Annotated in this window: 18 protein-coding genes; 9 read left to right on the top strand and 9 right to left on the bottom strand. The window is 64.4% G+C overall.

Annotated features, from left to right (window positions below; genetic code table 11):
• Window positions 1–190: 190 nt before the first annotated feature.
• The 3 genes from ACZBJS_RS37510 to ACZBJS_RS37500 all read right to left on the bottom strand — a co-directional run bounded on the left by ACZBJS_RS37510 (window position 191) and on the right by ACZBJS_RS37500 (window position 4,348).
• The gene (locus ACZBJS_RS37510) at window positions 191–1,816 is read right to left on the bottom strand and encodes an FMN-binding glutamate synthase family protein (RefSeq protein ID WP_463439975.1); all 1,626 of its coding nucleotides are present in this window, start codon (window positions 1,814–1,816) and stop codon (window positions 191–193) included.
• A gap of 655 nt (window positions 1,817–2,471) precedes the next feature.
• The gene (locus ACZBJS_RS37505) at window positions 2,472–3,341 is read right to left on the bottom strand and encodes a patatin-like phospholipase family protein (protein ID WP_463439974.1); all 870 of its coding nucleotides are present in this window, start codon (window positions 3,339–3,341) and stop codon (window positions 2,472–2,474) included.
• A gap of 233 nt (window positions 3,342–3,574) precedes the next feature.
• A complete protein-coding gene (locus ACZBJS_RS37500) occupies window positions 3,575–4,348 on the bottom strand; it encodes a ferredoxin--NADP reductase (protein ID WP_076832718.1) in 774 nt (257 codons plus the stop codon).
• 297 nt (window positions 4,349–4,645) lie between these two features.
• Between ACZBJS_RS37500 and ACZBJS_RS37495 the strand changes: the two genes are divergently transcribed.
• Complete coding sequence (locus tag ACZBJS_RS37495; RefSeq protein WP_463439973.1) at window positions 4,646–5,581, top strand: ATP-grasp domain-containing protein; 936 nt, start codon at window positions 4,646–4,648, stop codon at window positions 5,579–5,581.
• A 58-nt stretch (window positions 5,582–5,639) separates the two neighbouring features.
• On the opposite strand, the gene ACZBJS_RS37490 is transcribed toward ACZBJS_RS37495, so the two are convergent.
• Both ACZBJS_RS37490 and ACZBJS_RS37485 read right to left on the bottom strand, forming a co-directional pair.
• Window positions 5,640–5,840, bottom strand: a complete 201-nt coding sequence (locus ACZBJS_RS37490) for a hypothetical protein (RefSeq protein WP_057020127.1) — start codon at window positions 5,838–5,840, stop codon at window positions 5,640–5,642.
• A gap of 20 nt (window positions 5,841–5,860) precedes the next feature.
• Window positions 5,861–6,217, bottom strand: coding sequence for a response regulator (locus ACZBJS_RS37485; RefSeq protein ID WP_463439972.1), 357 nt, complete (start codon window positions 6,215–6,217; stop codon window positions 5,861–5,863).
• Window positions 6,218–6,432: 215 nt separating this feature from the next.
• Here ACZBJS_RS37485 and ACZBJS_RS37480 point away from each other — a divergent pair, with 215 nt between their 5' ends.
• Window positions 6,433–6,690, top strand: a complete 258-nt coding sequence (locus tag ACZBJS_RS37480; RefSeq protein WP_463439971.1) for a hypothetical protein — start codon at window positions 6,433–6,435, stop codon at window positions 6,688–6,690.
• 336 nt (window positions 6,691–7,026) lie between these two features.
• Window positions 7,027–7,254, top strand: coding sequence for a hypothetical protein (locus ACZBJS_RS37475; protein ID WP_028337614.1), 228 nt, complete (start codon window positions 7,027–7,029; stop codon window positions 7,252–7,254).
• Window positions 7,255–7,311: 57 nt separating this feature from the next.
• On the opposite strand, the gene ACZBJS_RS37470 is transcribed toward ACZBJS_RS37475, so the two are convergent.
• Both ACZBJS_RS37470 and ACZBJS_RS37465 read right to left on the bottom strand, forming a co-directional pair.
• Window positions 7,312–8,268 (bottom strand): amino acid ABC transporter substrate-binding protein, encoded by a 957-nt coding sequence (locus ACZBJS_RS37470; protein ID WP_463439970.1) that lies wholly within the window; start codon window positions 8,266–8,268, stop codon window positions 7,312–7,314.
• A 12-nt stretch (window positions 8,269–8,280) separates the two neighbouring features.
• A complete protein-coding gene (locus ACZBJS_RS37465) occupies window positions 8,281–9,570 on the bottom strand; it encodes a dicarboxylate/amino acid:cation symporter (protein ID WP_463439969.1) in 1,290 nt (429 codons plus the stop codon).
• Window positions 9,571–9,811: 241 nt separating this feature from the next.
• Here ACZBJS_RS37465 and ACZBJS_RS37460 point away from each other — a divergent pair, with 241 nt between their 5' ends.
• Complete coding sequence (locus ACZBJS_RS37460) at window positions 9,812–10,813, top strand: NADP-dependent oxidoreductase (RefSeq protein WP_253638015.1); 1,002 nt, start codon at window positions 9,812–9,814, stop codon at window positions 10,811–10,813.
• Between the two features lie 390 nt (window positions 10,814–11,203).
• On the opposite strand, the gene ACZBJS_RS37455 is transcribed toward ACZBJS_RS37460, so the two are convergent.
• Both ACZBJS_RS37455 and ACZBJS_RS37450 read right to left on the bottom strand, forming a co-directional pair.
• The gene (locus ACZBJS_RS37455) at window positions 11,204–14,371 is read right to left on the bottom strand and encodes an efflux RND transporter permease subunit (protein WP_253625166.1); all 3,168 of its coding nucleotides are present in this window, start codon (window positions 14,369–14,371) and stop codon (window positions 11,204–11,206) included.
• 12 nt (window positions 14,372–14,383) lie between these two features.
• A complete protein-coding gene (locus ACZBJS_RS37450; RefSeq protein ID WP_456783264.1) occupies window positions 14,384–15,541 on the bottom strand; it encodes an efflux RND transporter periplasmic adaptor subunit in 1,158 nt (385 codons plus the stop codon).
• Window positions 15,542–15,790: 249 nt separating this feature from the next.
• Between ACZBJS_RS37450 and ACZBJS_RS37445 the strand changes: the two genes are divergently transcribed.
• The 5 genes from ACZBJS_RS37445 to ACZBJS_RS37425 all read left to right on the top strand — a co-directional run bounded on the left by ACZBJS_RS37445 (window position 15,791) and on the right by ACZBJS_RS37425 (window position 20,011).
• Window positions 15,791–16,576 (top strand): cysteine rich repeat-containing protein, encoded by a 786-nt coding sequence (locus ACZBJS_RS37445; RefSeq protein WP_463439968.1) that lies wholly within the window; start codon window positions 15,791–15,793, stop codon window positions 16,574–16,576.
• 39 nt (window positions 16,577–16,615) lie between these two features.
• Window positions 16,616–16,837, top strand: a complete 222-nt coding sequence (locus tag ACZBJS_RS37440; protein ID WP_028336261.1) for a cysteine rich repeat-containing protein — start codon at window positions 16,616–16,618, stop codon at window positions 16,835–16,837.
• 108 nt (window positions 16,838–16,945) lie between these two features.
• Entirely contained in the window at window positions 16,946–17,158 is a 213-nt protein-coding gene (locus ACZBJS_RS37435; protein WP_463439967.1) for a hypothetical protein, read from the top strand.
• A gap of 115 nt (window positions 17,159–17,273) precedes the next feature.
• Complete coding sequence (locus tag ACZBJS_RS37430; protein ID WP_463439966.1) at window positions 17,274–18,404, top strand: FAD-dependent monooxygenase; 1,131 nt, start codon at window positions 17,274–17,276, stop codon at window positions 18,402–18,404.
• Complete coding sequence (locus ACZBJS_RS37425) at window positions 18,401–20,011, top strand: benzoate-CoA ligase family protein (protein WP_463439965.1); 1,611 nt, start codon at window positions 18,401–18,403, stop codon at window positions 20,009–20,011. The genes ACZBJS_RS37430 and ACZBJS_RS37425 overlap by 4 nt, the downstream gene beginning before the upstream one ends.
• Window positions 20,012–20,185: the final 174 nt, after the last annotated feature.

Here is a 20,185-nt window from a genome sequence, read left to right as displayed (position 1 = left end):
GCGACGGCCTTCGCGCCGATCCCGTACAGAAGCAAGTGCCCGGCGAGTGGATGACGCGAAAAGGGATTGACTAACCAAGGCCCGTTACAGAAGCCCGGATGGAGCGCAGCGTAATCCGGGATCGGTCGATCCGCACAGAGAGTGGTCCCGGATTGCGCTGCGCTTCATCCGGGCTACGGATTTGCCGCCACTATCCCGCCGGCTGGAATGAATCCGCGCGCGCCATCGCCCAGGCGTCGCGGAAGCGGCGGTCCTGGGTGCCTTCGAGCAGCTCGCCGGGGCGCAGCGTCGGATAGAGCTCGGCGAAGGAAGAGACCTCGGTGGTCGAACTCCGCTGCGAGAAGTGGATCGGGCGCAGCTCCTTGGTGTGCTCGAGGCCGGCGGCGGCGAGTAGCTCGGTCAGCGCATGCAGGGTCGAGTGGTGGTAGTTGTACACACGGTCGATCTTGTCGGGCACATAGAGCGCGCGGTTGCGGATCGGGTCCTGCGAGGTGACGCCGGTCGGACAGCGATCGGTGTGGCAGCTCAGGGACTGAATGCAGCCGAGCGCGAACATGAAGCCGCGCGCCGAATTGCACCAGTCGGCCCCGATCGCCATCGCGCGCGCCATGTCGAACGCGGTCGCGATCTTGCCGGAGGCACCGATCTTGATGCGATCGCGCGCGCCGATGCCGATCAGCGCGTTGTGGACGAAATTGACGCCCTCGCGCATCGGCATGCCGAGATGGTCCATGAACTCGAGCGGCGCGGCGCCGGTGCCGCCCTCATTGCCGTCGACCACGATGAAGTCGGGATAGAGCCCGCTCTCGTGCATCGCCTTGCAGATCGCCAGGAATTCCCAGGGATGGCCGATGCACATCTTGAAGCCGGCCGGCTTGCCGCCGGACAGCTGGCGCATCCGGGCGACGAATTCCATCATCTGCAGCGGCGTCGAGAACGCCTTGTGATAGGCCGGCGAGATGCAGTCCTCGCCCATCGGTACGCCCCGGATCTTGGAAATCTCCTCGGAAACCTTTGCCGCCGGCAGCACGCCGCCATGGCCGGGCTTGGCACCCTGGCTGATCTTGAGCTCGACCATCTTGATCTGGTCGTCACCCGCGACGCTTGCGAAGAGATCCGGATTGAAGGTGCCGTCGCGGTTGCGGCAGCCGAAATAGCCGGAGCCGATCTCCCAGATGATGTCGCCGCCCATCTCGCGGTGATAGGGGCTGACGCCGCCCTCACCGGTGTCGTGGGCGAAGCCGCCCTTCTTGGCGCCGGCATTGAGCGCCCGCACCGCGTTCGGGCTGAGCGCGCCAAAGCTCATCGCGGAGATGTTGAAGACCGAGGCCGAATACGACTTGGTGCAGTCCGGGCCGCCGATGGTGATGCGGAATTTCTGGTCGGCCCTCGGCTTCGGCGCCACCGAGTGGTGCATCCACTCATAGCCCTCGCGATAGACGTCCTCCTGGGTGCCGAACGGCCGCTTGTCGAGCACCATCTTGGCGCGCTGGTAAACCACCGCGCGGGTGTCGCGGGAGAACGGCATGCCGTCCTTCTCGCTCTCGAAGAAATATTGCCGCATCTCCGGGCGGATTTCCTCGAGCAGGAAGCGGACATGCGCCGAGATCGGGTAGTTGCGCAGCACCGCGTGGTTCTTCTGGGTGAGGTCGCGAATGCCGAGCAATGTCAACGCGCCGAAGATGACCAGCGGGATCAGGACGATCCTGAAGACCTTGTGATCGAAAATTCCAACCAGCAGCAGGAGCGCGGTGACGACGGCGCAGATGGTCAGCACGATGAAGCGCGGCGAGAACGGAAGCAGCACTGTATCCATGAAATTCCTCCGGTCTGCCCAAATGACCTGTCGGCCGCGAGCCTAATCCAACTCGCGGAACAAGTGCACTACGGTTATACGGCCGAGCAGTCACAGATGTGACAACCGCCCGAATGGGCGGGTGCGGATACCGGTCAAACTAAAACGAAATCGACTTTTGCACTGCAACGAAGGGGAGCGCATGCGATAACCTGCCGTCGCAGGGCGCGCTGCCAAAATATCGAAAACAACCCCATGCAAAGGAGCCGGGCGACGCCTGCGCTCGACCAGGCACCTTGACACGTCGGGCAAATCAGCGGCATTATTCTATTATCCCGAAATCGTGATGTGAATCTGCGGCTCCTCCAACCCGTCATCCCTGCCTGGTGCGCAATTGCGCACGGGAGCAGCGACCCATACGCCGCGGCGGACCTTCATCGATCACGCCGATCGAGACACCTTCATCGCCAAATTCGTCCACGACTACAATCGAACCAGGCTCAAATGCCTCCGCTACCAGGCCCCAATGCGGGCCCTCGCCAATCATACGGGACCAAACACTTTCGCAGGGACGACGATGGGGATGGTTCTCGATTCGAGGCGTCGCACCACGCGGTGTCATCACCCGCGCATGTGAGTGCGCTTGCAGAGGAGATGAGGAGAGAGCACCGTTCGCCTAGTGCTCGTGCGGCTGCAATTCGTGCGGGATGTGGCCCGGCTTCAGGCCGTCGCCGTCGAGCCAGGCGTTGGTGGTGTCGAGCGCCCGCGTGATATGATCCGAGGTCCGGGAGAAATCGTAGGGCGAGCCGACCAGCGGGCAGAGCGGCGGCACCACGAAGTACTCGACATCGGGCCCGATGTTCTCGAGCTCGTTGACGAGCTGCCGCGCGATCAGGAGCGTCAGCGCGTGCAGGGCATTGGCGAGCGCGCCGACCGGCGGCGCCTGGTTGGCGCAGGCATGCCCGGTCGGCAGCACAATCAGCCGTTTGGCGCCGTGCCTGACCGCGACGCGGACCGGCGTGTTGCTGGAGATCGCGCCATCGGCCAGGAAACGATCGCGGTAATGCACCGGCGTGAACGCGCCGGGGATCGCGGTCGATGCGACGATCGCCTCGGCGGTCGAACCTTCCGACAGCACCACGCTGTCGCCGCTGATGATGTCTGTGGTGACGATGTGGATCGGGATCCGCGCGTCCTCGAGATTGCGGAACGGGATGTAATCGTCGATCAGCTTGCGGACGCCGTCATGCGGGATCAGGAAGTCACGCCGCCACAGGAAGCTCACCAGCGTCCGCCAGGTCACCGGAAACACGTCTTGCCGGTTGAGGCCGCGCCAGATCTCGGCCAGCCGCGCGACGCCCGAGACCGTCGGGTCGCCGGCGTAGAACGCGCAGTTCAGTGCGCCGACGCTGGAGCCGACCACCATGTCGGCGACCACGCCATGCGCGGCGAGCGCCTGCAGCATGCCGACCTGGATCGCGCCAAAGCTGCCGCCGCCAGCAAACACAAAGGCGGTCTTCGGTGCATCCGGATCGGTGATGGACAAGGCGCTGCTCCCAGATCGCCGCGTTCGGGAAATGGCCGCGCGGCGTTGGAGCGTTATAGCAGCGTGGCAATGGGTCGTCCTGGCCTCGTGCGCAATTGCGTACGGGAGCCAGGACCCATTACCACAAATGCAAAAGGCTGGAGCCTGATGGGGTCCCCAGCCTTCGACAAACAAAGAGCGGTGGTTATGGGCCCTGGCTTTCGCCAGGACGACAATCTTAACGCTCCACGGCCTTAGCGCTCGACGAACGCCTTCTCGATCACGAAGTGACCGGGAGTGTTGCCGCTGCCTTCCTTGAAGCCGCGCGTCTCGAACAGCTGCTTCAGCTCTTCCAGCATCGCCGGGCTGCCACACATCATGATGCGATCGGTCTCGATGTCGAGCGGGCCCTGATGCAGGTCGCTGAACAGCTGGTTGGAGGTGATCAGATCGGTGATGCGGCCGCGGTTGCGGAACGGCTCGCGCGTCACGGTCGGGTAGTACGAGAGCTTCTCGGACAGCAGCGGCCCGAACAGCTCGTCGTCGCGCAGCTTGGCGACCAGCTCCTCGCCATAGGCGAGCTCCGAGACCTGACGGCAGCCATGCACCAGCAGGATCTGATCGTAGCGATCATAGACCTCGGGGTCCTTGATCAGGCTGGCGAACGGGGCGAGGCCGGTGCCGGTCGACAGCAGCATCAGCCGCTTGCCGGGAATCAGGTTGTCGGTGATCAGCGTGCCGGTCGCCTTGCGGCCGACCAGAATGGTGTCGCCCTCGCGGATCTTCTGCAGCTTGGAGGTGAGCGGGCCGTCCTGCACCTTGATCGAGAAGAACTCGAGCTCTTCCTCGTGATTGGCGCTCGCCATCGAATAGGCGCGCAGCAGCGGCCTGCCGTCGACCTCAAGGCCGATCATGGCAAACTGCCCGTTCTGGAAGCGGAAACCGGAATCGCGGGTCGCCCGGAAGCTGAAAAGCGTATCGGTCCAGTGCTGAACGGAAAGAACTTTCTCTCGATAGAACGCGCTCATGGGTTTTCGTTTTCTCGACTGACCAGAATTAGAATGGTTTGATTTCTAGACGGCTCGCGACGGCGCGGAAGTGCCCGAAATCACTGAAGATCTCGCGTGTCCATTGCGCCAATGCAGGGGATAGTCAAGATCAACTGGCGTGCAATTGCGATCTCAGAATGGCAGTCGTTCGATTTCGCGCAGAGGTTCAACGACGTCATCGTTAACACGTGGCGCTGTACGTAATTTACTTGCTGAGATCGGCATCGATCTGGCAATTAATTGCTACATAAACCGCGGTGAAGGGAAAATGATCTCGTGGTCCTGATCAGCCAGCGAATCTTCCTGGAAACCATCAAAAAATATTGTTTGGCGCACGCGATTGCGGTCGAGGTGCGGTCCGGCGGCTGGCTGGTCACCATGACCAAGGGCAACGCGCGGCGGCTCGCGATCGGCTACGACGTCGGGCTGAACAGCGCGGTCGCGCATCAGGTCGCCAACGACAAATCGGCCTGCGCGGACGTGCTGGCATCGGCCGGCGTCCCCGTCATTCCGCATACCCTGTTTTTGGGCGCGAAGCTCAGCAAGCACATCCCGGGATCGGACTCGCTGGACGCGATGCAGCGTCTGCTCGAGCAGCATCCGCAGGGGCTCGTCATCAAACCCAATGAGGGGACCTCCGGCGAGCTGGTGTTCCGCGTGACGACGCGGGCGCAATTGGAGACCGCGGTCGCGCGCGTCCTTGCCGCACATCCAAGTCTCGCCATCTCGCCCTATGTCGAGATCGTGGACGAGGTGCGCGTCGTGCTGCTCGATGCGCGTGCGCTGATCGTCTACGGCAAGGCGCGCCCGTCGGTGACTGGCGACGGCATCCAGTCGCTGCGCACGCTGGCGCAGGCGAGCGCGACGGCCGAGCAACTCAAGACCATCACCGAGGATTTCGATGCCGCCGCGCTCGACGCCGTTCCGCCCGCCGGCGAACGGCTTCTGCTGAACTGGCGGCACAACCTCGATGCCGGCGCGGAGCCCGTGCTGCTCGCCGATGACGCAATGCGCGAGGCCTGCGTCGCGCTCGCGATCAAGGCCGCGCAAGCCGTCGGCATCCGCTTCGCCTCGATCGACGTCGTGCGCACGGATGGCGCGTGGAAAATCCTCGAGGTGAACTCCGGGGTGAAGATGGAAGCGCTGGGGCGCCGGCATCCGGCGTTGGTCGAGGCGGCGTATTCGGCGGCGCTGGACGAAGTGTTCGCGTAGCGTTTCCCTGCCCGACGACCCGGGCTCGCCGGCGCCATCCTGCACTGTGAGCGCCCGATCAGTCTTGCGGGTGCTCCTTTTCATAGGCGGCGACGATCAATTCCGATTGCTCGACCTGTGCCATGAGACGGTCGATCTCGGCTTGCGTCTCCGGAAACACGTCAGCCCCCGCCGTATTTCCGGATTGCAATTCCGCGATCAGTTCCCGGTTCTTCGCAATCTGCTCCCGGTGCCAATCGATTTCGGGATCGTCTTGCATGGGCCACCCGTCGGCGAGATCTACGACGCCAGCTCTCGCAGCAGCATGGGTGGATAAACCGGCTTCTCGAAAAACTTGACGCCCTCAGGCAGCGCGCTGTCCGGGGGCCGGCCCGAGATGACCATAACGCGCACGCCCGGGTCGCAATCGACGGCCAAGCGTGCAAGCTCGATGCCATCCATTTTGCCCATGAGCTTGATATCGGTAACCACCAGCGACGGATGACGCATCTTGATGGCCAGCGCTGCCGTCTCGGCGTCTTCGCACTGGATGACGTCGAAATGGCCTTCTTCCAACAACAGCGCAATCATGTCGCGCTGGATCGTGTCGTCTTCGACCACAATTGCTATTTGACGAATTGGTCTCGCGTAAGCCATGGCGACCTCCGAACGATCAACCAGAGTTAATGATCGAGGACGCTGATGGTTCTGGTTCCCGCTTCATGAGGGACTGTTCCGGCAGACCTTTGCAGGTTCCGTGCGGAACAACTTTGCAGGTTTCAGCGTCATCGATGGGCGACAAGCCGGACGAGCCGAATGGTTCGGGCCTGAGCAAGGGAATTCTTGCGAGATAGTGCCAGGAGGCAGAGCTCATGAAGAACGCTGTGCAGTCGGATCAGGATCCTTGCGGACCCCACGGGACTAACGTGACGGCCGGCGCGACAGGCTATGCGTCCTCTCGACGATTGATCGAGGATCAGGCGCTTAAACGACCCGCGCTCGCCAAGCGGCCCAGGATGCAGCACGAGACGACCGATCCGCTCCGCGCTCGCCTGCCGCACGACGTCATTTCCGAAATGGAAGCAGAGCTGAAGCAACAGGTCGATCGAATCGTCGCCGAACGACATTAGCCGGTGAAGCGACGAGTTCGCAGACCGCAACAGCCGAATCTTGCCTGCCGATGATGCTCCAGAGATCGCGGCGCGTGGACACTCGAAGGAAGATCCCGCCGGGTCGACGGAGCTTTGATGGGAGCGATTCTTGGGCGCGCGGTTTTCCAGGTCATGGTTGTTCTGGCGGCGGTCGGCATCGTTGCCCTCGCATGCATGGCGGTTCGCGGCGGCTGACGCGGGGGCGGCGGTACAGCCGGCACCGAAGTTCTGACCGTCATTTTGATCGATTCAGCGCCTTGCTCATCCTGCGCAAGGGAGTACGCTTCCGTGCATTGATTGATCCGGAAACAGATTATGCGCAAACTTCTTTTGAGCTTCGTCGCACTCGCGGCGTTCGCCGCCGCCTTCAATCCTCCGGCCGCCAACGCGGTGTTTTGGCGCGGCGTCACGGCGCCGACGAATATCGACATCCACGGCTACCCGATCATCAAGGAGCCGCCTCCGAGCACATGCCAGTTGATCCATGTGAACGGATACTGGGTCCGGCAGTGCCTGGATTTGTCGCGGCGCTATTGGCGGTGAACGGCGCGCGCCGGACTTTCCGACCTCTCCCGCAAGGGGAGAGGCCGAAATTCGTGGCTAGTTCGACCCGCCCGGCGAATCGTCGAGCGCCTTGAAGGCCTCTTCGAGCTGCGGTGACAGCGCGACGTTCAGCTTCTCGCCGGTCGGCAGCCGGGCGACGAACCATTTATTGTAGAGCGGGACAATGTCGCGGTTCGAGGCGAGCCTGCGGAACGCACGCTCGACCACGTCCTTCATCTGCGGCTCGCCCTTGCGGTACATGATGCCGTAGGGATCGTAGGACAGGTAGTCGCCGGTGACGCGGAATTTGCCCTGCGATTTGTGCCGCGCGATCAGGCCGTAGAGCAGGATGTCGTCGGTCGCGAACGCATCCGCCTTGCCGTCCGCCAGCATCTGGTACGACTGCTCGTGATCTCCTGCCGTGACGATGTTGAGGCCGAGCTTTTGCTTGGCGTCGACATTGTGCATCGCCTGCTCGTTGGTGGTGCCCTTGGTCACCACCACCGTCTTGCCCTTCAGGTCGGCAACCTGGGTGACGCCGGAGGCCTTCGGCACCATCAGCTTGGTACCGGCCACGAACATCAGCGGCGAGAATGCGACCTGCTTGCCGCGCTCGGCATTCGCCGTGGTCGATCCGCATTCCAGGTCGATCTTCTTATCGACGACCGCCGGAATGCGGTCGTCGGAGGTGACCTTGACGTAGTCGACCTTGAGATTGGCGTCGTCGACCTCGGTCCCGATCTCCTCGACGATCGCATCGCACAGCTCGAGGCTGTAGCCGATCGGCCGGTTGGAGTGATCGAGGAACGAGAACGGCGGCGAACTTTCGCGATAGCCGATCCGCACCGTGTGCGTGGCCTTGATGTTGGCGAGCGTGGGGCTGAGCCCCTCGCCCGCCGGCTGTGCGGACGCCGGTGCGGCGAACAGGCTTGCCGCCAGCAGACAAGCTGACAGCAGGCGTGTCGACCGGAGAGGCGCCTCAGCCCGTATCGGCCTCCAGCGGGCGCGATGCATGCATCCCTCCCCTCAATGGCCGGCCATCACGGCGCCCGGCACCGCATCCTGCGGCACCGCGTCGTCGGGCCCGAGCTCGTGCTCGGCCTTCAGCTCGCCCTCCCACTTCGCGACCACGGCGGTCGCCAGCGAGTTGCCGATCACGTTGGTGGCGCTGCGGCCCATGTCGAGGAAGGTGTCGATGCCCATGATCATCAGCAGGCCCGCCTCGGGGATGTTGAACTGCGCCAGCGTCGAGGCGATCACCACCAGCGAGGCGCGCGGCACGCCGGCAACGCCCTTCGAGGTGATCATCAGCGTCGCCAGCATCGCGAGCTGCGTACCGAGCGACATCTCGATATGGTAGGTCTGCGCGATGAAGATGCTCGCGAAGGTGCAGTACATCATCGTGCCGTCGAGGTTGAATGAATAGCCGAGCGGCAGCACGAAGGCCGAGATGCGCGAGGAGGCGCCGAACCTGTTCAGCCCCTCCAGCGTCTTCGGATAGGCCGCCTCCGACGAGGCGGTCGAGAACGCGATCATCAGCGGCTCGCGGATCAGCCGCAAGAGATGGCTGTAGCGCGGCCCGATCACGATGAACCCGACGACGACCAGGATGCCCCACAGGATCAGGAGCGAGAGATAGAAGCCGCCCATGAAGACGATGAGCTTCCAGAGCACGCCGAGGCCGTTCTTCGAGACGGTCGCCATGATCGCGGCCCACACCGCAAGCGGCGCGAACAGCATCACATAGCCGGTGACCTTGAGCATGATGTGCGCGAGGTCGTCGATCAGGCTCATGATCGGCTTGGCCCGTTCAGGCATCGCACCGAGCGCAACCGCGAAGAACACCGCGAACACGACGATCTGCAGAATCTCATTCTGCGCCATTGCGTCCGCGATCGAGGTCGGGATCAGATGGGTGAGGAATTTTTCGATCGAGAACGCCGACACCGGCAGCCCGGTCGACTGCGCCTTGTCGGGCAGCGTGCCGGGGAAGTTGGCGCCGGGCTGCAGCAGGTTGACCATCACGAGGCCGAGCAGCAGCGAGACGAAGGAGGCGGAGACGAACCAGCCCATGGTCTTGGCAAAGATGCGGCCGAGCTTGGCGCCGCTTCCCATATGGGCGATGCCGCCGACGAGGGTTGCGAAAACCAGCGGCGCGATGATCATCTTGATCAGACGCAGGAACAGCATCGCGATCAGGTTGACGTCTGCTGCGATCTCGGCACGGCTGTCAGGAAAGTAGTTGAAGACAATCGTCCCCATCGCGATGCCAAGTACCATCGCAATCAGGATATACTGCGTAAACCTGCTGGACATTCTCTTACCCCCGTCAGTTCCCGGCGGAGGGCAAGTGTGGCAGATTTACGCAGCTACGCAACACGCTTCGCGTCCAGCGGGACTTTGCCGAAACGTTCCCGTTGTGGAATGCCAGCGCGCGGACTAGCGTTCATGCAGCGCACAATCTGTGCAAGGCGCTGCGCGCGTCGCGGTCAATTTGCATGCGAAACGACCAACGCCAAGGGAAGGCAAAGCGAAGGCAAAGGGGGAGACACCGCCAATGAACGACACCGTCAATCGCCAGATCCTGCTTGTCGAAAAGCCGACCGGCAAGCTTGGCCCCGAGCATTTTCGTCTGACCACGGGGACGATCCCCACGCCGAAGGACGGCGAGGCGCTGGTGCGGACGCGCTACATCTCGCTCGATGCCGCCAACCGCGCCTGGATGCACGGCGCCACTTACCGCGCTGCGGTGGAAGCCAACACCGTGATGGCCGGCGGCAGCATCGCCGAGGTGATCTCGTCGAAGGATTCTACCCTGAAGCCCGGCGACATCGTGTTCGGCGACACCGGCTGGCAGGATTATGCCGCCGTGCCCGCCAAGCACCTGGCAAAGATGCCGAAGCTCGAGCCGATGACGCATCTGCTCAGCGTCTACGGCGTTGCCGGCCTGACCGCCTATTTCGGCCTGCTCCACGTCGGCAAGCCCAGGGAAGGCGAGACCGTGGTGGTGTCGGCGGCCGCGGGCTCGGTCGGCTCGATCGTCGGCCAGATCGCCGGGATCAAGGGCTGCCGCGTCGTCGGCATCGCCGGCGGCAAGGACAAGTGCCATTGGCTGACCAGCGAGCTCGGCTTCGACGCCGCGGTCGACTACAAGGACGGCGCGACCTACAAGGCGCTGCGCGCGGCGGCGCCCAAGGGCATCGACGTCTATTTCGACAATGTCGGCGGCGACATTCTGGAAGCCTGCCTGGCGCAGATGAACAATCGCGGCCGCATCGCCTGCTGCGGCGCGATCTCGCAATATGACGGCGTCCCCTCCGCACACGGCCCGCGCGGCGTGCCCGGCCTGATCGTGGTGAAGCGGCTGATCATGCAGGGCTTCATCGTGATGGACTACATGGACCAGCGCGACGCCGCACTCGCCGACCTGCAGTCCTGGGTCGCCTCGGGCAAGCTCAAGGTGCAGGAGGACGTGATCGACGGCCTCGAGAACACGCCGCAGGCGCTGATCGGGCTCTTGGCCGGCGAAAATCGCGGCAAGCGCATGGTGAAGGTGTAGGCGGGGAACATCTCCGAACCCGTCATCCCCGCGCAAAGGCTTCGCCTTTGTCGCTGGAGGAGCGCGTAGCGCGTCTCGAAGGATGCACGGCCCGGCTGGTGGCCGTCGCCCCTTCGAGACGGCCGCTTCGCGGCCTCCTCAGGGTGACGGGGATGCAGCGCAATCTCTCCCCTCGTCGTCCCGGCGAAAGCCGGGACCCATAACCACAGGGTTGAGTCGTTAGAAAGCTGTGGCCCCAGCGTCGTGCAGCAATGACCTTCGGTGGCTATGGGTCCCGGCTCCCGTGCGCAATTGCGCACTAGGCCGGGACGACATCGAGTATGTTGCGTCATCGAGAGTCATCCATTCACGGCCTCTCAGGGGCACGGTGATAGGTTTGAATGCGCAGACCTAATGCGCCGTGCCCGACGCCTGTGGAGCGGCTTGCGGCGCCGTCTTGCCTTTCTTCGCCTTGCGCCAGTTCTCAAAACTCTGCACCACGACGAAGAACGCCGGCACGAACAGCACGGCGAGGCAGGTCGAGGCGATCATGCCGGAGAACACGGTGATGCCGATCGACTTGCGGGCGTTTGCGCCGGCGCCGGTCGCGATCACCAGCGGCAGCACGCCGAGGATGAAGGCGAACGACGTCATCAGGATCGGCCGGAATCTCGCGCGCGCCGCGTCGATCGCCGCATCCAGCACCGACCGTCCGTCGCGCAGATGACGTTCCAGCGCGACCTCGACGATCAGGATCGCGTTCTTGGCCGACAGCGCGATCAGCAAGATGGTGCCGATCTGGGTGTAGAGGTTGTTCTCGATATTCAGGCTCAGCAGCACCAGCGTCGGGCCGAGCAGCGACAGCGGCACGGCGAGGATCACCGAGATCGGCGCGTACCAGCTCTCATATTGCCCGGCGAGCACGAGATAGACCAGCAGCAGCGCCAGCGCGAACACGTAGTAGATCTGACTGCCGACCTCCTTCTCCTGGTACGACATCGCCGTCCACTCAAAGCCCGACCCGGGCGGCAGCGTCTTGGCCGCGATCTCCTCCATCAGCGCCATCGACTGGCCGGACGAGTAACCCTGCGCCGGCAGCCCGATGATGGAGGCGGACGGATAGAGGTTGTAGAGGCTGATCAGCGACGGTCCGATCGAGGGCGTGATCTTGGCGACCGTGCCGAGCGGGATCATGTCGCCGTTGCTGTTGCGCACCATCATGTTCTCGATGTCGCGCAGGCTCAGGCGGTACTGTGCCTCGGCCTGGGTATAGACCTGGAAGGTGCGGCCGAACTTGGTGAACTGGTTGACGTAGCTGGCGCCGAGATAGGACGACAGCGCCGCGAAGATCTGGTCGGGGGTGACATGCAGGGTCTGCGTCTTGATGCGATCGACGTCGACGTCGAACTGCGGCACCATCGAGCGGAACGACGACTGGACCCGCTGCAGCGCGCTCTGGGTCTGTGCATTGGCCACGATCGCCCCGGTGACCGCCTGCAGCTTGCCGTAGTCGGCATTGCCGTCGCGCAGCTCGACCTGCATGGCAAAGCCGGCGGCGTTGCCGATGCCCTGGATCGGCGGCGGCGGGATCACCAGGATGCGCGCCTCCGGGATCACCGCGAGCTTGTCGTTGAGCCCGTAGACCAGCGAGCGCAGATCCTCGCCCGGCCCGCGCGCGCCCCAGTCCTTCAGGATCAGATAGGCGACGCCGGCATTGGCGAGGCTCGAGGAATTGTCGAGCGCAGAGATGCCGGCGATCGAGACCACCTGGTCGACGCCGGGCGTCTTGCCGGCGATCCTGGTGACCTCGTCGAGCACGTGCTGGGTGCGGTCGAGGGCCGCGCCGTCGGGCAATTGCACCGCGGCGAGCAGATAGCCCTGGTCCTCGATCGGAATGAATCCGGTCGGCACCCTCGACAGGCCGTAGCCGGCAAGCCCGATGATGACAAGCGCAACGGCGACCGAGGTCTTGGCATGCCCGGCGATGCCGCTGACCAGCCGAGTGTAGCCGCGCTCGAGCCGGTCATAGACCGCGTTGAAGCCGCGATAGAAGAAATTGCGCTGCTCGGGCGGCGCGGGGGGACGCAGCCATAGCGCGCATTGTGTCGGCTTCAGCGTCGCGGCGTTGACGGCGCTGAGCAGCGCGGTGGCGGCGATCACCAGCGCGAATTGCGCGTACATCCGCCCGGTCAGCCCGGGCAGGAACGCCGCCGGCAGGAACACCGAGATCAAGACCAGCGTGATGCCGACGATCGGCGCGAACAATTCGTCCATCGCCTTGATCGCGGCGTCGTGGCCCGACATGCCGCGCTCGATATTGTGCGCCGCGCCCTCGACCACGACGATGGCGTCGTCGACCACGATGCCGATCGCCAGCACGATCGCAAACAGCGTCGACAGGTTGATGGTGAAGCCGAGCGCCGCCATGGCCGCGAACGCGCCGATGATCGTGACCGGCACGGTGGTTGCCGGCACCAGCATCGCCCGCCAGTCCTGCAGGAAGACCAGGATCACGACCAGCACCAGCAGGCCGGCCTCGAACAGGGTCTTGTAGACCTCCTCGATCGAGGCGTTGACGAATTTGGTGGTGTCGAACGGCGTGTCGTACTTGATGTCCTGCGGGAACTGCCTGGCGAGCTCCGCCATCTTCTTCTCGACGGCCTTCTCGACCTGCAAGGCATTGGCGCCCGGCGACTGGAACACGCCGATGCCGGTTGCGGGCTTCTGGTTCAGCGAGAAGATCTGGCTGTAGGTCTGCGCGCCGAGCTCGACCCAGCCGACGTCGCGGACCCTGGTGACGTCGCCGACATTGCCTGTCTTGACAATGATGTCCTCGAACTGGCTCTTGTCGTCGAGCCGGCCGTTGACGTTCAGCGTGTACTGGAACGCCTGGCCCGCCGGCGTCGGCGGCGCGCCGACCTGGCCGGCGGTGACCTGCTGGCTCTGCTGCTGGATCGCCTGGATGACGTCCTGCGGCACCAGCCCGCGCACCTGCAGCTTGTTCGGATCGAGCCAGACCCGCATCGAATATTGCCCGGCGCCGAACACCGTGACGTTGCCGACGCCCGGAAGGCGCGACAGCTCGTCCCGGATGTTGATGGTGGCGTAGTTCGACAGGAACAGGCTGTCATAGGTCTTGTTCGGCGAGGTCAGCGTCACGAACAGCAGGATCGAGGTCGACCGCTTCTGGACCGTGACGCCCTGGTTCTGCACCGAGGTCGGCAGCTGCGACAGCGCGCTGGAGACACGGTTCTGCACCAGCACCTGCGCGAAATTGAGGTCGGTGCCGATCTTGAAGGTCACCGTCAGCGTATAGGTGCCGTCGGCGCCGCTGTAGGACTGCATGTACAGCATGTCCTCGACGCCGTTGACCTGCTGCTCGATCGGCAGCGCCACGGTGTCGACCACCGTCTTGGCCGAGGCGCCGGGATAGCGCGTCGTCACCTGCACCGTCGGCGGCACCACGTCGGGATATTGCGCGACCGCGAGATTGTACAGCGCCACGCCGCCGATCAGGATCATCAGGATCGCGATGACGTTGGAGAGGACCGGGCGCTCGATGAAAAATTTCGAGATCATGGCGCGTGCGTCCTATTTGGCGGCTGTCGGCGCCGCGTCGGCCTTCTGCACCTGCGGATCGACCTTCTGCCCGGGGATCGCGCGCAGCAATCCGGCAGTCACGATGCGGTCATCCGGCTTCAGGCCGCTCTCGATGACGCGCAGCCCCTCATCGAGCGGGCCGGTCGTCACCTTGCGCTGCTCGACCACATTCTCGGCATTGACGACCAGCACGTAGCGGCCGGCCTGGTCGCTGCCGATCGCGACGTCGGGCACCAGCAGCGCGTTGTCCTGCTTGTCGAACGGCACGCGAACGCGGACATAGAAGCCGGGCAGCAAAGTGCGGTCCGGATTTGCGAACACGCCGCGGACCGCGAGCGTGCCGGTCGACTGGTTGAGGGTCGGCGAGATGTAATCAAGCTTGCCCTTGTGCGGATAGCCGGTCTCGGTCTGCAGGCCGACCTCGACCGGCAACTGCCTGAGCTCGTTGACCGACAGACCACGACGGCGCGCTTCATCCCGCACGCGCTGCACGTCCTGTTCGTTGACGTTGAAATTCACATAGATCGGATCGAGCTGCACGATGGTGGCAAGCTGCGTCGGCGACGTCACGCCGACCAGCTCGCCGATCGAGACCAGGTGATTGCTGACGATGCCGTCGAACGGCGCTGCCACGTTGGTGTAGCCGTAGTTGACCGCCGCGATCCTGGTGTTGACCTGGGCCTGCTGCAGGCTGGCCTGGGCGTTGTCCCGGGTAGACGTCGAGGTATCAAGGGTCGCCTGCGAGACCGCCTGCCGCTGCACCAGATCGGTCTGCCGCTTGAAGTCGAGCTCGGCCTGCTTCAGTGTCGCCTGCGCGCCGACCTCTGCGGCCTGCGCCTGTTCCAGCTTCAGCTTGTAGGTCTCCGGCTCGATCGTGAACAGCGTGGTCCCCGCCTTCACGAAGGAGCCGTCCTGATAGTTGATCGCCTGCAGGAAGCCCTGCACGCGCGCGACCAGATCGACGGTCTGGATCGGCGCGGTGTTTCCGGTGGCGTCCAGATAACGCGTGATGGCGCGCTGCACCGGCGGCGCAACCTCGACCTTGGGCGGCGGCGGCGCAACAAAACTGTTTTGCTCGCAGGCACTTAAACTGACGAAGGCCGATACGACGAACGCGATGCGCGCAAGCGGTGCATTTCGCAGCCGCACAAAACTGCTCCGACCGAAATGTGCCGACGCGCGCGCATGCCTCATGTCCGAGCCTCGATTCAAATGACTAAATTTAAAGATCTCGTGACGGGCAAAAAATCCGCCTGCTTCATCCATAGCAACAATCCGCTTGCAGCGGAACTCGAAAGCGAAAATGATGCCGCTCGCCGAGGTTGCTACAACAAGACTTTTTCAGAACTCAGTTCAGTTGAGCCGGAGACATCCGGCGCGACCAGAGGATTAATTCAGATGATCAATGCGTTGACACGAGCAACGAAGCTGTCCGCATGTCTTGCGCTTGCAGCATTCATGAGCACCGCACCGGCCTTGTCGCAGGCGCCGACCCAGGCGCAGCGCGACGCCATCAAGTCGCAATGCCGCAACGACTACATCGCCCACTGCTCCAGCGTACCGCCGGGCGGCGAAGCCTCGCTGCAATGCCTGCAGAAGTACATGGCAAGCCTCGGCGCGGGCTGCGCCAGCGCGGTGAAGGCCGTCGAAGCGCCGGCCGCCGCACCGAAGGCAGACTCCGCGCCCGCGGCGGCCAAGACCGAAGCTGCGCCCGCGGCAGCGGCCAAGCCCGCCACCGAAGCCGCCGCACCGAAGGCGGCCGGGACGCCGTCCAACACGCAGATCTCCGCGATCCGCAGCGCATGCCGGTCGGATTATCCCAAGGTTTGCGCGGGCGTGCCGACCGGCGGCGCGGCGGCGCTGCAGTGTCTCGAAAAGAACAAGGGCAAGCTTTCGCCGGCCTGCGAGAAGGCCGTCGCCGCTGCTGGTGGCGGCGCCGCCGCGCCGGCCGCCGGCGCTGCAGCGACGACAGCACCAGCCGCGGCGCCGGCCGTGATCGCGTTGCGGCCGCTGCGACCGCGCGAAGAGCTGTTCGTGCTGCGCTCGGCCTGCGGCGCCGACGTCCGCTCGATCTGTGGCGGCGTCCAGCCGGGCGGCGGGCGGATTGTGCAGTGCCTTGCGACCAATGCCGGCTCGCTGTCGCCGGCGTGCCGCGATGTGTTGGCGCCGTTCGCAGCGCGGTAATCCTGTTGTCACGCTAGAGACCGGAGAAGGGAGCAAACAATGCTGCGTATCGTCCTGACCGCCGCGCTGCTTTGCGGCGCAACCGCTGTCTACGCGCAGGAACTGACCACCGCGCAACGCGACGCCTGCATGGGCGACTACGAGAAGTTCTGCAAAAGCGTGACGCCCGGCGGCGGCCGCATCATCGCCTGTCTCGCCAAGCAGAGCGACAAGCTGGCGCCCGCCTGCAAGAAGGTGCTGGCGGAAGCGGAAAAGAAATAGCCGCGCCGGCGGTGAGACGACAGGTGCCCGGCGATTTGCGGGCACGGAGCCGTAGCACCTTGTTGCCAACTGCAGGCCAAGCATAGCTCACCCGGGAGAAGGAATTTCATGCGTTCAATATTGCTGATCGCCGCAGCCCTGCTGTCCTTTGCCGCGACGATGACCTTTGAGTCCTCCGATGCCAACGCGGTCGTTTGCGCGCGCGGCGTCTATCGCGCCGGCTGCGCCGGCCCCAACGGCGCGGTCGTCGCCCGCAAACCCGTCGCCGCCGGCCGCCGCTGGGTATGGGTCGACGGGGTCAAGGCCCGCCGCTGCTACTGAACCCTTCGGCCCCACGCGGCTAGTCGCTGCACGCATTTTCCCTCTGGCGTTCCCGCCGGAGGGCGATTAGTCTGGACCCAAATTGTAAGTACACTGTCAATCTGGGAGGCAGACGTTGCGGATCGCCGTGATCGGCGGAGGGCCCGGCGGGCTCTATTTCGCCTATCTGTGGAAGAAGCGTCATCCCGACGCCGAGATCGACCTGTTCGAGCAGAACGCGGCCGGCGCCACCTGGGGCTTCGGCGTGGTGTTCTCCGAACAGGCGCTGGACTTCCTGCGCGCCGACGACCCCGAGACGGTCGACGCCATCGCCCCGCTTATGGAGAGCTGGAAGAACATCACCCTCAATCTGCGCGGCAAGAGCGTCGAGATCGACGGCGTCGGGTTCTCCTCGATCGGCCGGCTGGCGCTGCTGACGATCCTGCAGGAGCGGGTCCGCAGCACGGGCGTCACGCCACGCTTCGACACCGTGGTGCAATCGGTCGACCAGCTCAGGGGTTACGACCTGATCGTTGCCGCCGACGGGCTGAACTCGATGGTTCGCCGCGGCTATGAGTCCGCCTTCGGCGCCTCGGTCTCGCATTCCACCAACAAATTCGCCTGGTACGGCACCACCAAGACCTTCGCGACGCTGTCGCAGACCTTCGTGGCGACCGAGCGCGGCAGCTTCAACGCCCATCACTATCGCTATGCGAAGGACATGAGCACCTTCCTGGTCGAATGCGACGCGGCGACCTGGGCGGCCTACGGCTTCGCCGACAAGAGCATCGAAGAGTCGCAGGCGATCTGCGAAGACGTGTTCGCCGCGACGCTGGACGGCCACCGGCTGATCTCGAACAAATCGGTGTGGCGCGATTTCCCGTGGATCTGGAACGAGCGCTGGTCGCACGGCAACATGGTGCTGATCGGCGATGCGCTGCATTCGGCGCATTTCTCGATCGGCTCGGGCACGCGGCTCGCGATCGAGGATGCGATTGCGCTGACCAAGGCGCTGGAGACCGAGAGTGGCATTGGCGCCGCGCTTGCCCGCTACGAGAGCGAGCGCAAGCCCATCGTGAAGAAGCTCGTCACCGCGGCGCGGACCAGCGCCGACTGGTACGAGCATTTCCCCGCGCACATGACGCTCGACCTGATGGATTTCGCCTACAGCTACATCACCCGCTCCGGCCGGATCGACGAAGCGCGGCTGCGCGCGATGTCGCCCGCCTTCATGGCCCGCTACGCAGCCGCAAAGGGACAATCATGACCGGGATCGCCGACCACGTTCCGCTGGACAATCCCGGTGCGCGCGAGATCGGCTTTACGATCCCCGAGCGCTACAATGCGAGCCGCATCCTGTTCGACAATCTCGGTAACGGGAATGGCGAACGACTGGCGCTGACCGGCCCGGCCGGCACGCGGACCTATCGCGAGCTCTGCACTGAGGCCGCACGCTGGGGCCACGCCTTCCGGTCGCTCGGACTGCAGCGCGGCGACCGCGTGCTGCTGTTCCTCGACGACACCCCGGCCTATCCGGCGGCATTCTTCGGCGCGGTGCGCGCCGGCTACGTGCCGCTCTTGATCAACACGCTGACGACGCCCGAGCTGCTGCAATTCTACCTGTCCGACGCCGGCGCGCAGGTCGCCGTCACCGATGCGGAATTCTGTGGGCGCTTCAACGCGGAAGCCTGCAAGGACACGCCGCTGCGTACGCTGGTGGTGGTCAACGGCGCCGCCGGTGATCACGCGGCTGCCGAAACGCGCGAGGCCGCTGATTGGCTGCAAGCGTTTCCGACCGAGCTCGACGCGGCCGACACGCACCGCAACGAGATGGCATTCTGGATGTATTCGTCGGGCTCGACCGGCCGTCCCAAGGGCATCGTGCATCTGCAGCACGACATGGCCTATAGCGAGCGCGCCTTTGCCCGCAATGTGCTGAAGCTTTCGCCCGGCGACATCTGCTTCTCGGTGCCGAAGATCTTCTTCGCCTACGGTTTCGGCAACTCGATCACGTTTCCATTTTCCGTCGGCGCCGCGACGCTGCTGCTGCCGGGCCAGCCGAAACCGGCCGCGATCTTCGCGGCGATCGGGCAATATCGCCCGACCGTGTTCTTCGGCCTGCCGACGCTCTACATCTCCCTGACCAAGGCTGAAGGTGCCGACACCGCCGATTTCTCCTCGCTGCGGATGGCGGTCTCGGCCGCCGAAGTGCTGTCAGCCGACGTCTTCAACGGCTGGAAGCGGCTCACCGGGCTCGAGATCATCGAAGGCCTCGGCTCGACCGAAGTGCTGCACGTCTATCTCAGCAACCGCGCGGAACAAAAGAAGCTCGGCGCCGCCGGCCTGCGCGTGCCCGGCTACGAGATCATGCTGCGCGACAGCGATGACCGCGAGGTCGGCGACAATGAGGAAGGCATCCTGTGGGTGCGCGGCGATTCCGCGACCCCGCTGTACTGGAACCGGCCGGACAAGACCGCCGAGACCGTGCGCGAGGACGGCTGGATCTACACCGGCGACCGCTTCGTGCGCGACAGCGACGGCTTCCACTTCTTCCGCGGCCGCGCCGACGATCTGATCAAGATCTCCGGCCAGTGGGTCTATCCGCTGGAGGTCGAGCTCTGCCTCGCCGATCACCCCGACGTCCGCGAATGCGCCGTCTACGCCGCCGAATTGCCGGACCGGCGCATGACGCTGCGCGCCGTGGTTGTCATGAACAAGGCCGGCTTCGACACAGCCGAAGCGACGCGGCGGCTGCAGGACTACGTCAAGACAAGGCTGTTGCCGTACAAATATCCGCGCGAGGTCAAATTCATCGACGAGCTGCCGAAGACCGGCACCGGCAAGATCGACCGGCAGGCGGTGATGCGGATGTGAGAGCGCCATACTCGCTGTCGTCCCGGCGAAGGCCGGGACCCATAACCACAAATATTTGCGGCGCAAAGGCTGGGGCCCCAGCCTGCCATCACAACAGCCTTCGGTGGTTATGGGTCCCGGATCGCGCTTCGCTTGTCCGGGACGACGAGTAAGTAGCTAGCTGCCCGCCATCCA

This window comes from Bradyrhizobium sp. KZN70725 (genome assembly GCF_055264925.1).
The sequence above is the reverse complement of the archived record's forward strand: the minus strand, read 5'-3'. Positions and strand labels throughout refer to the sequence as shown.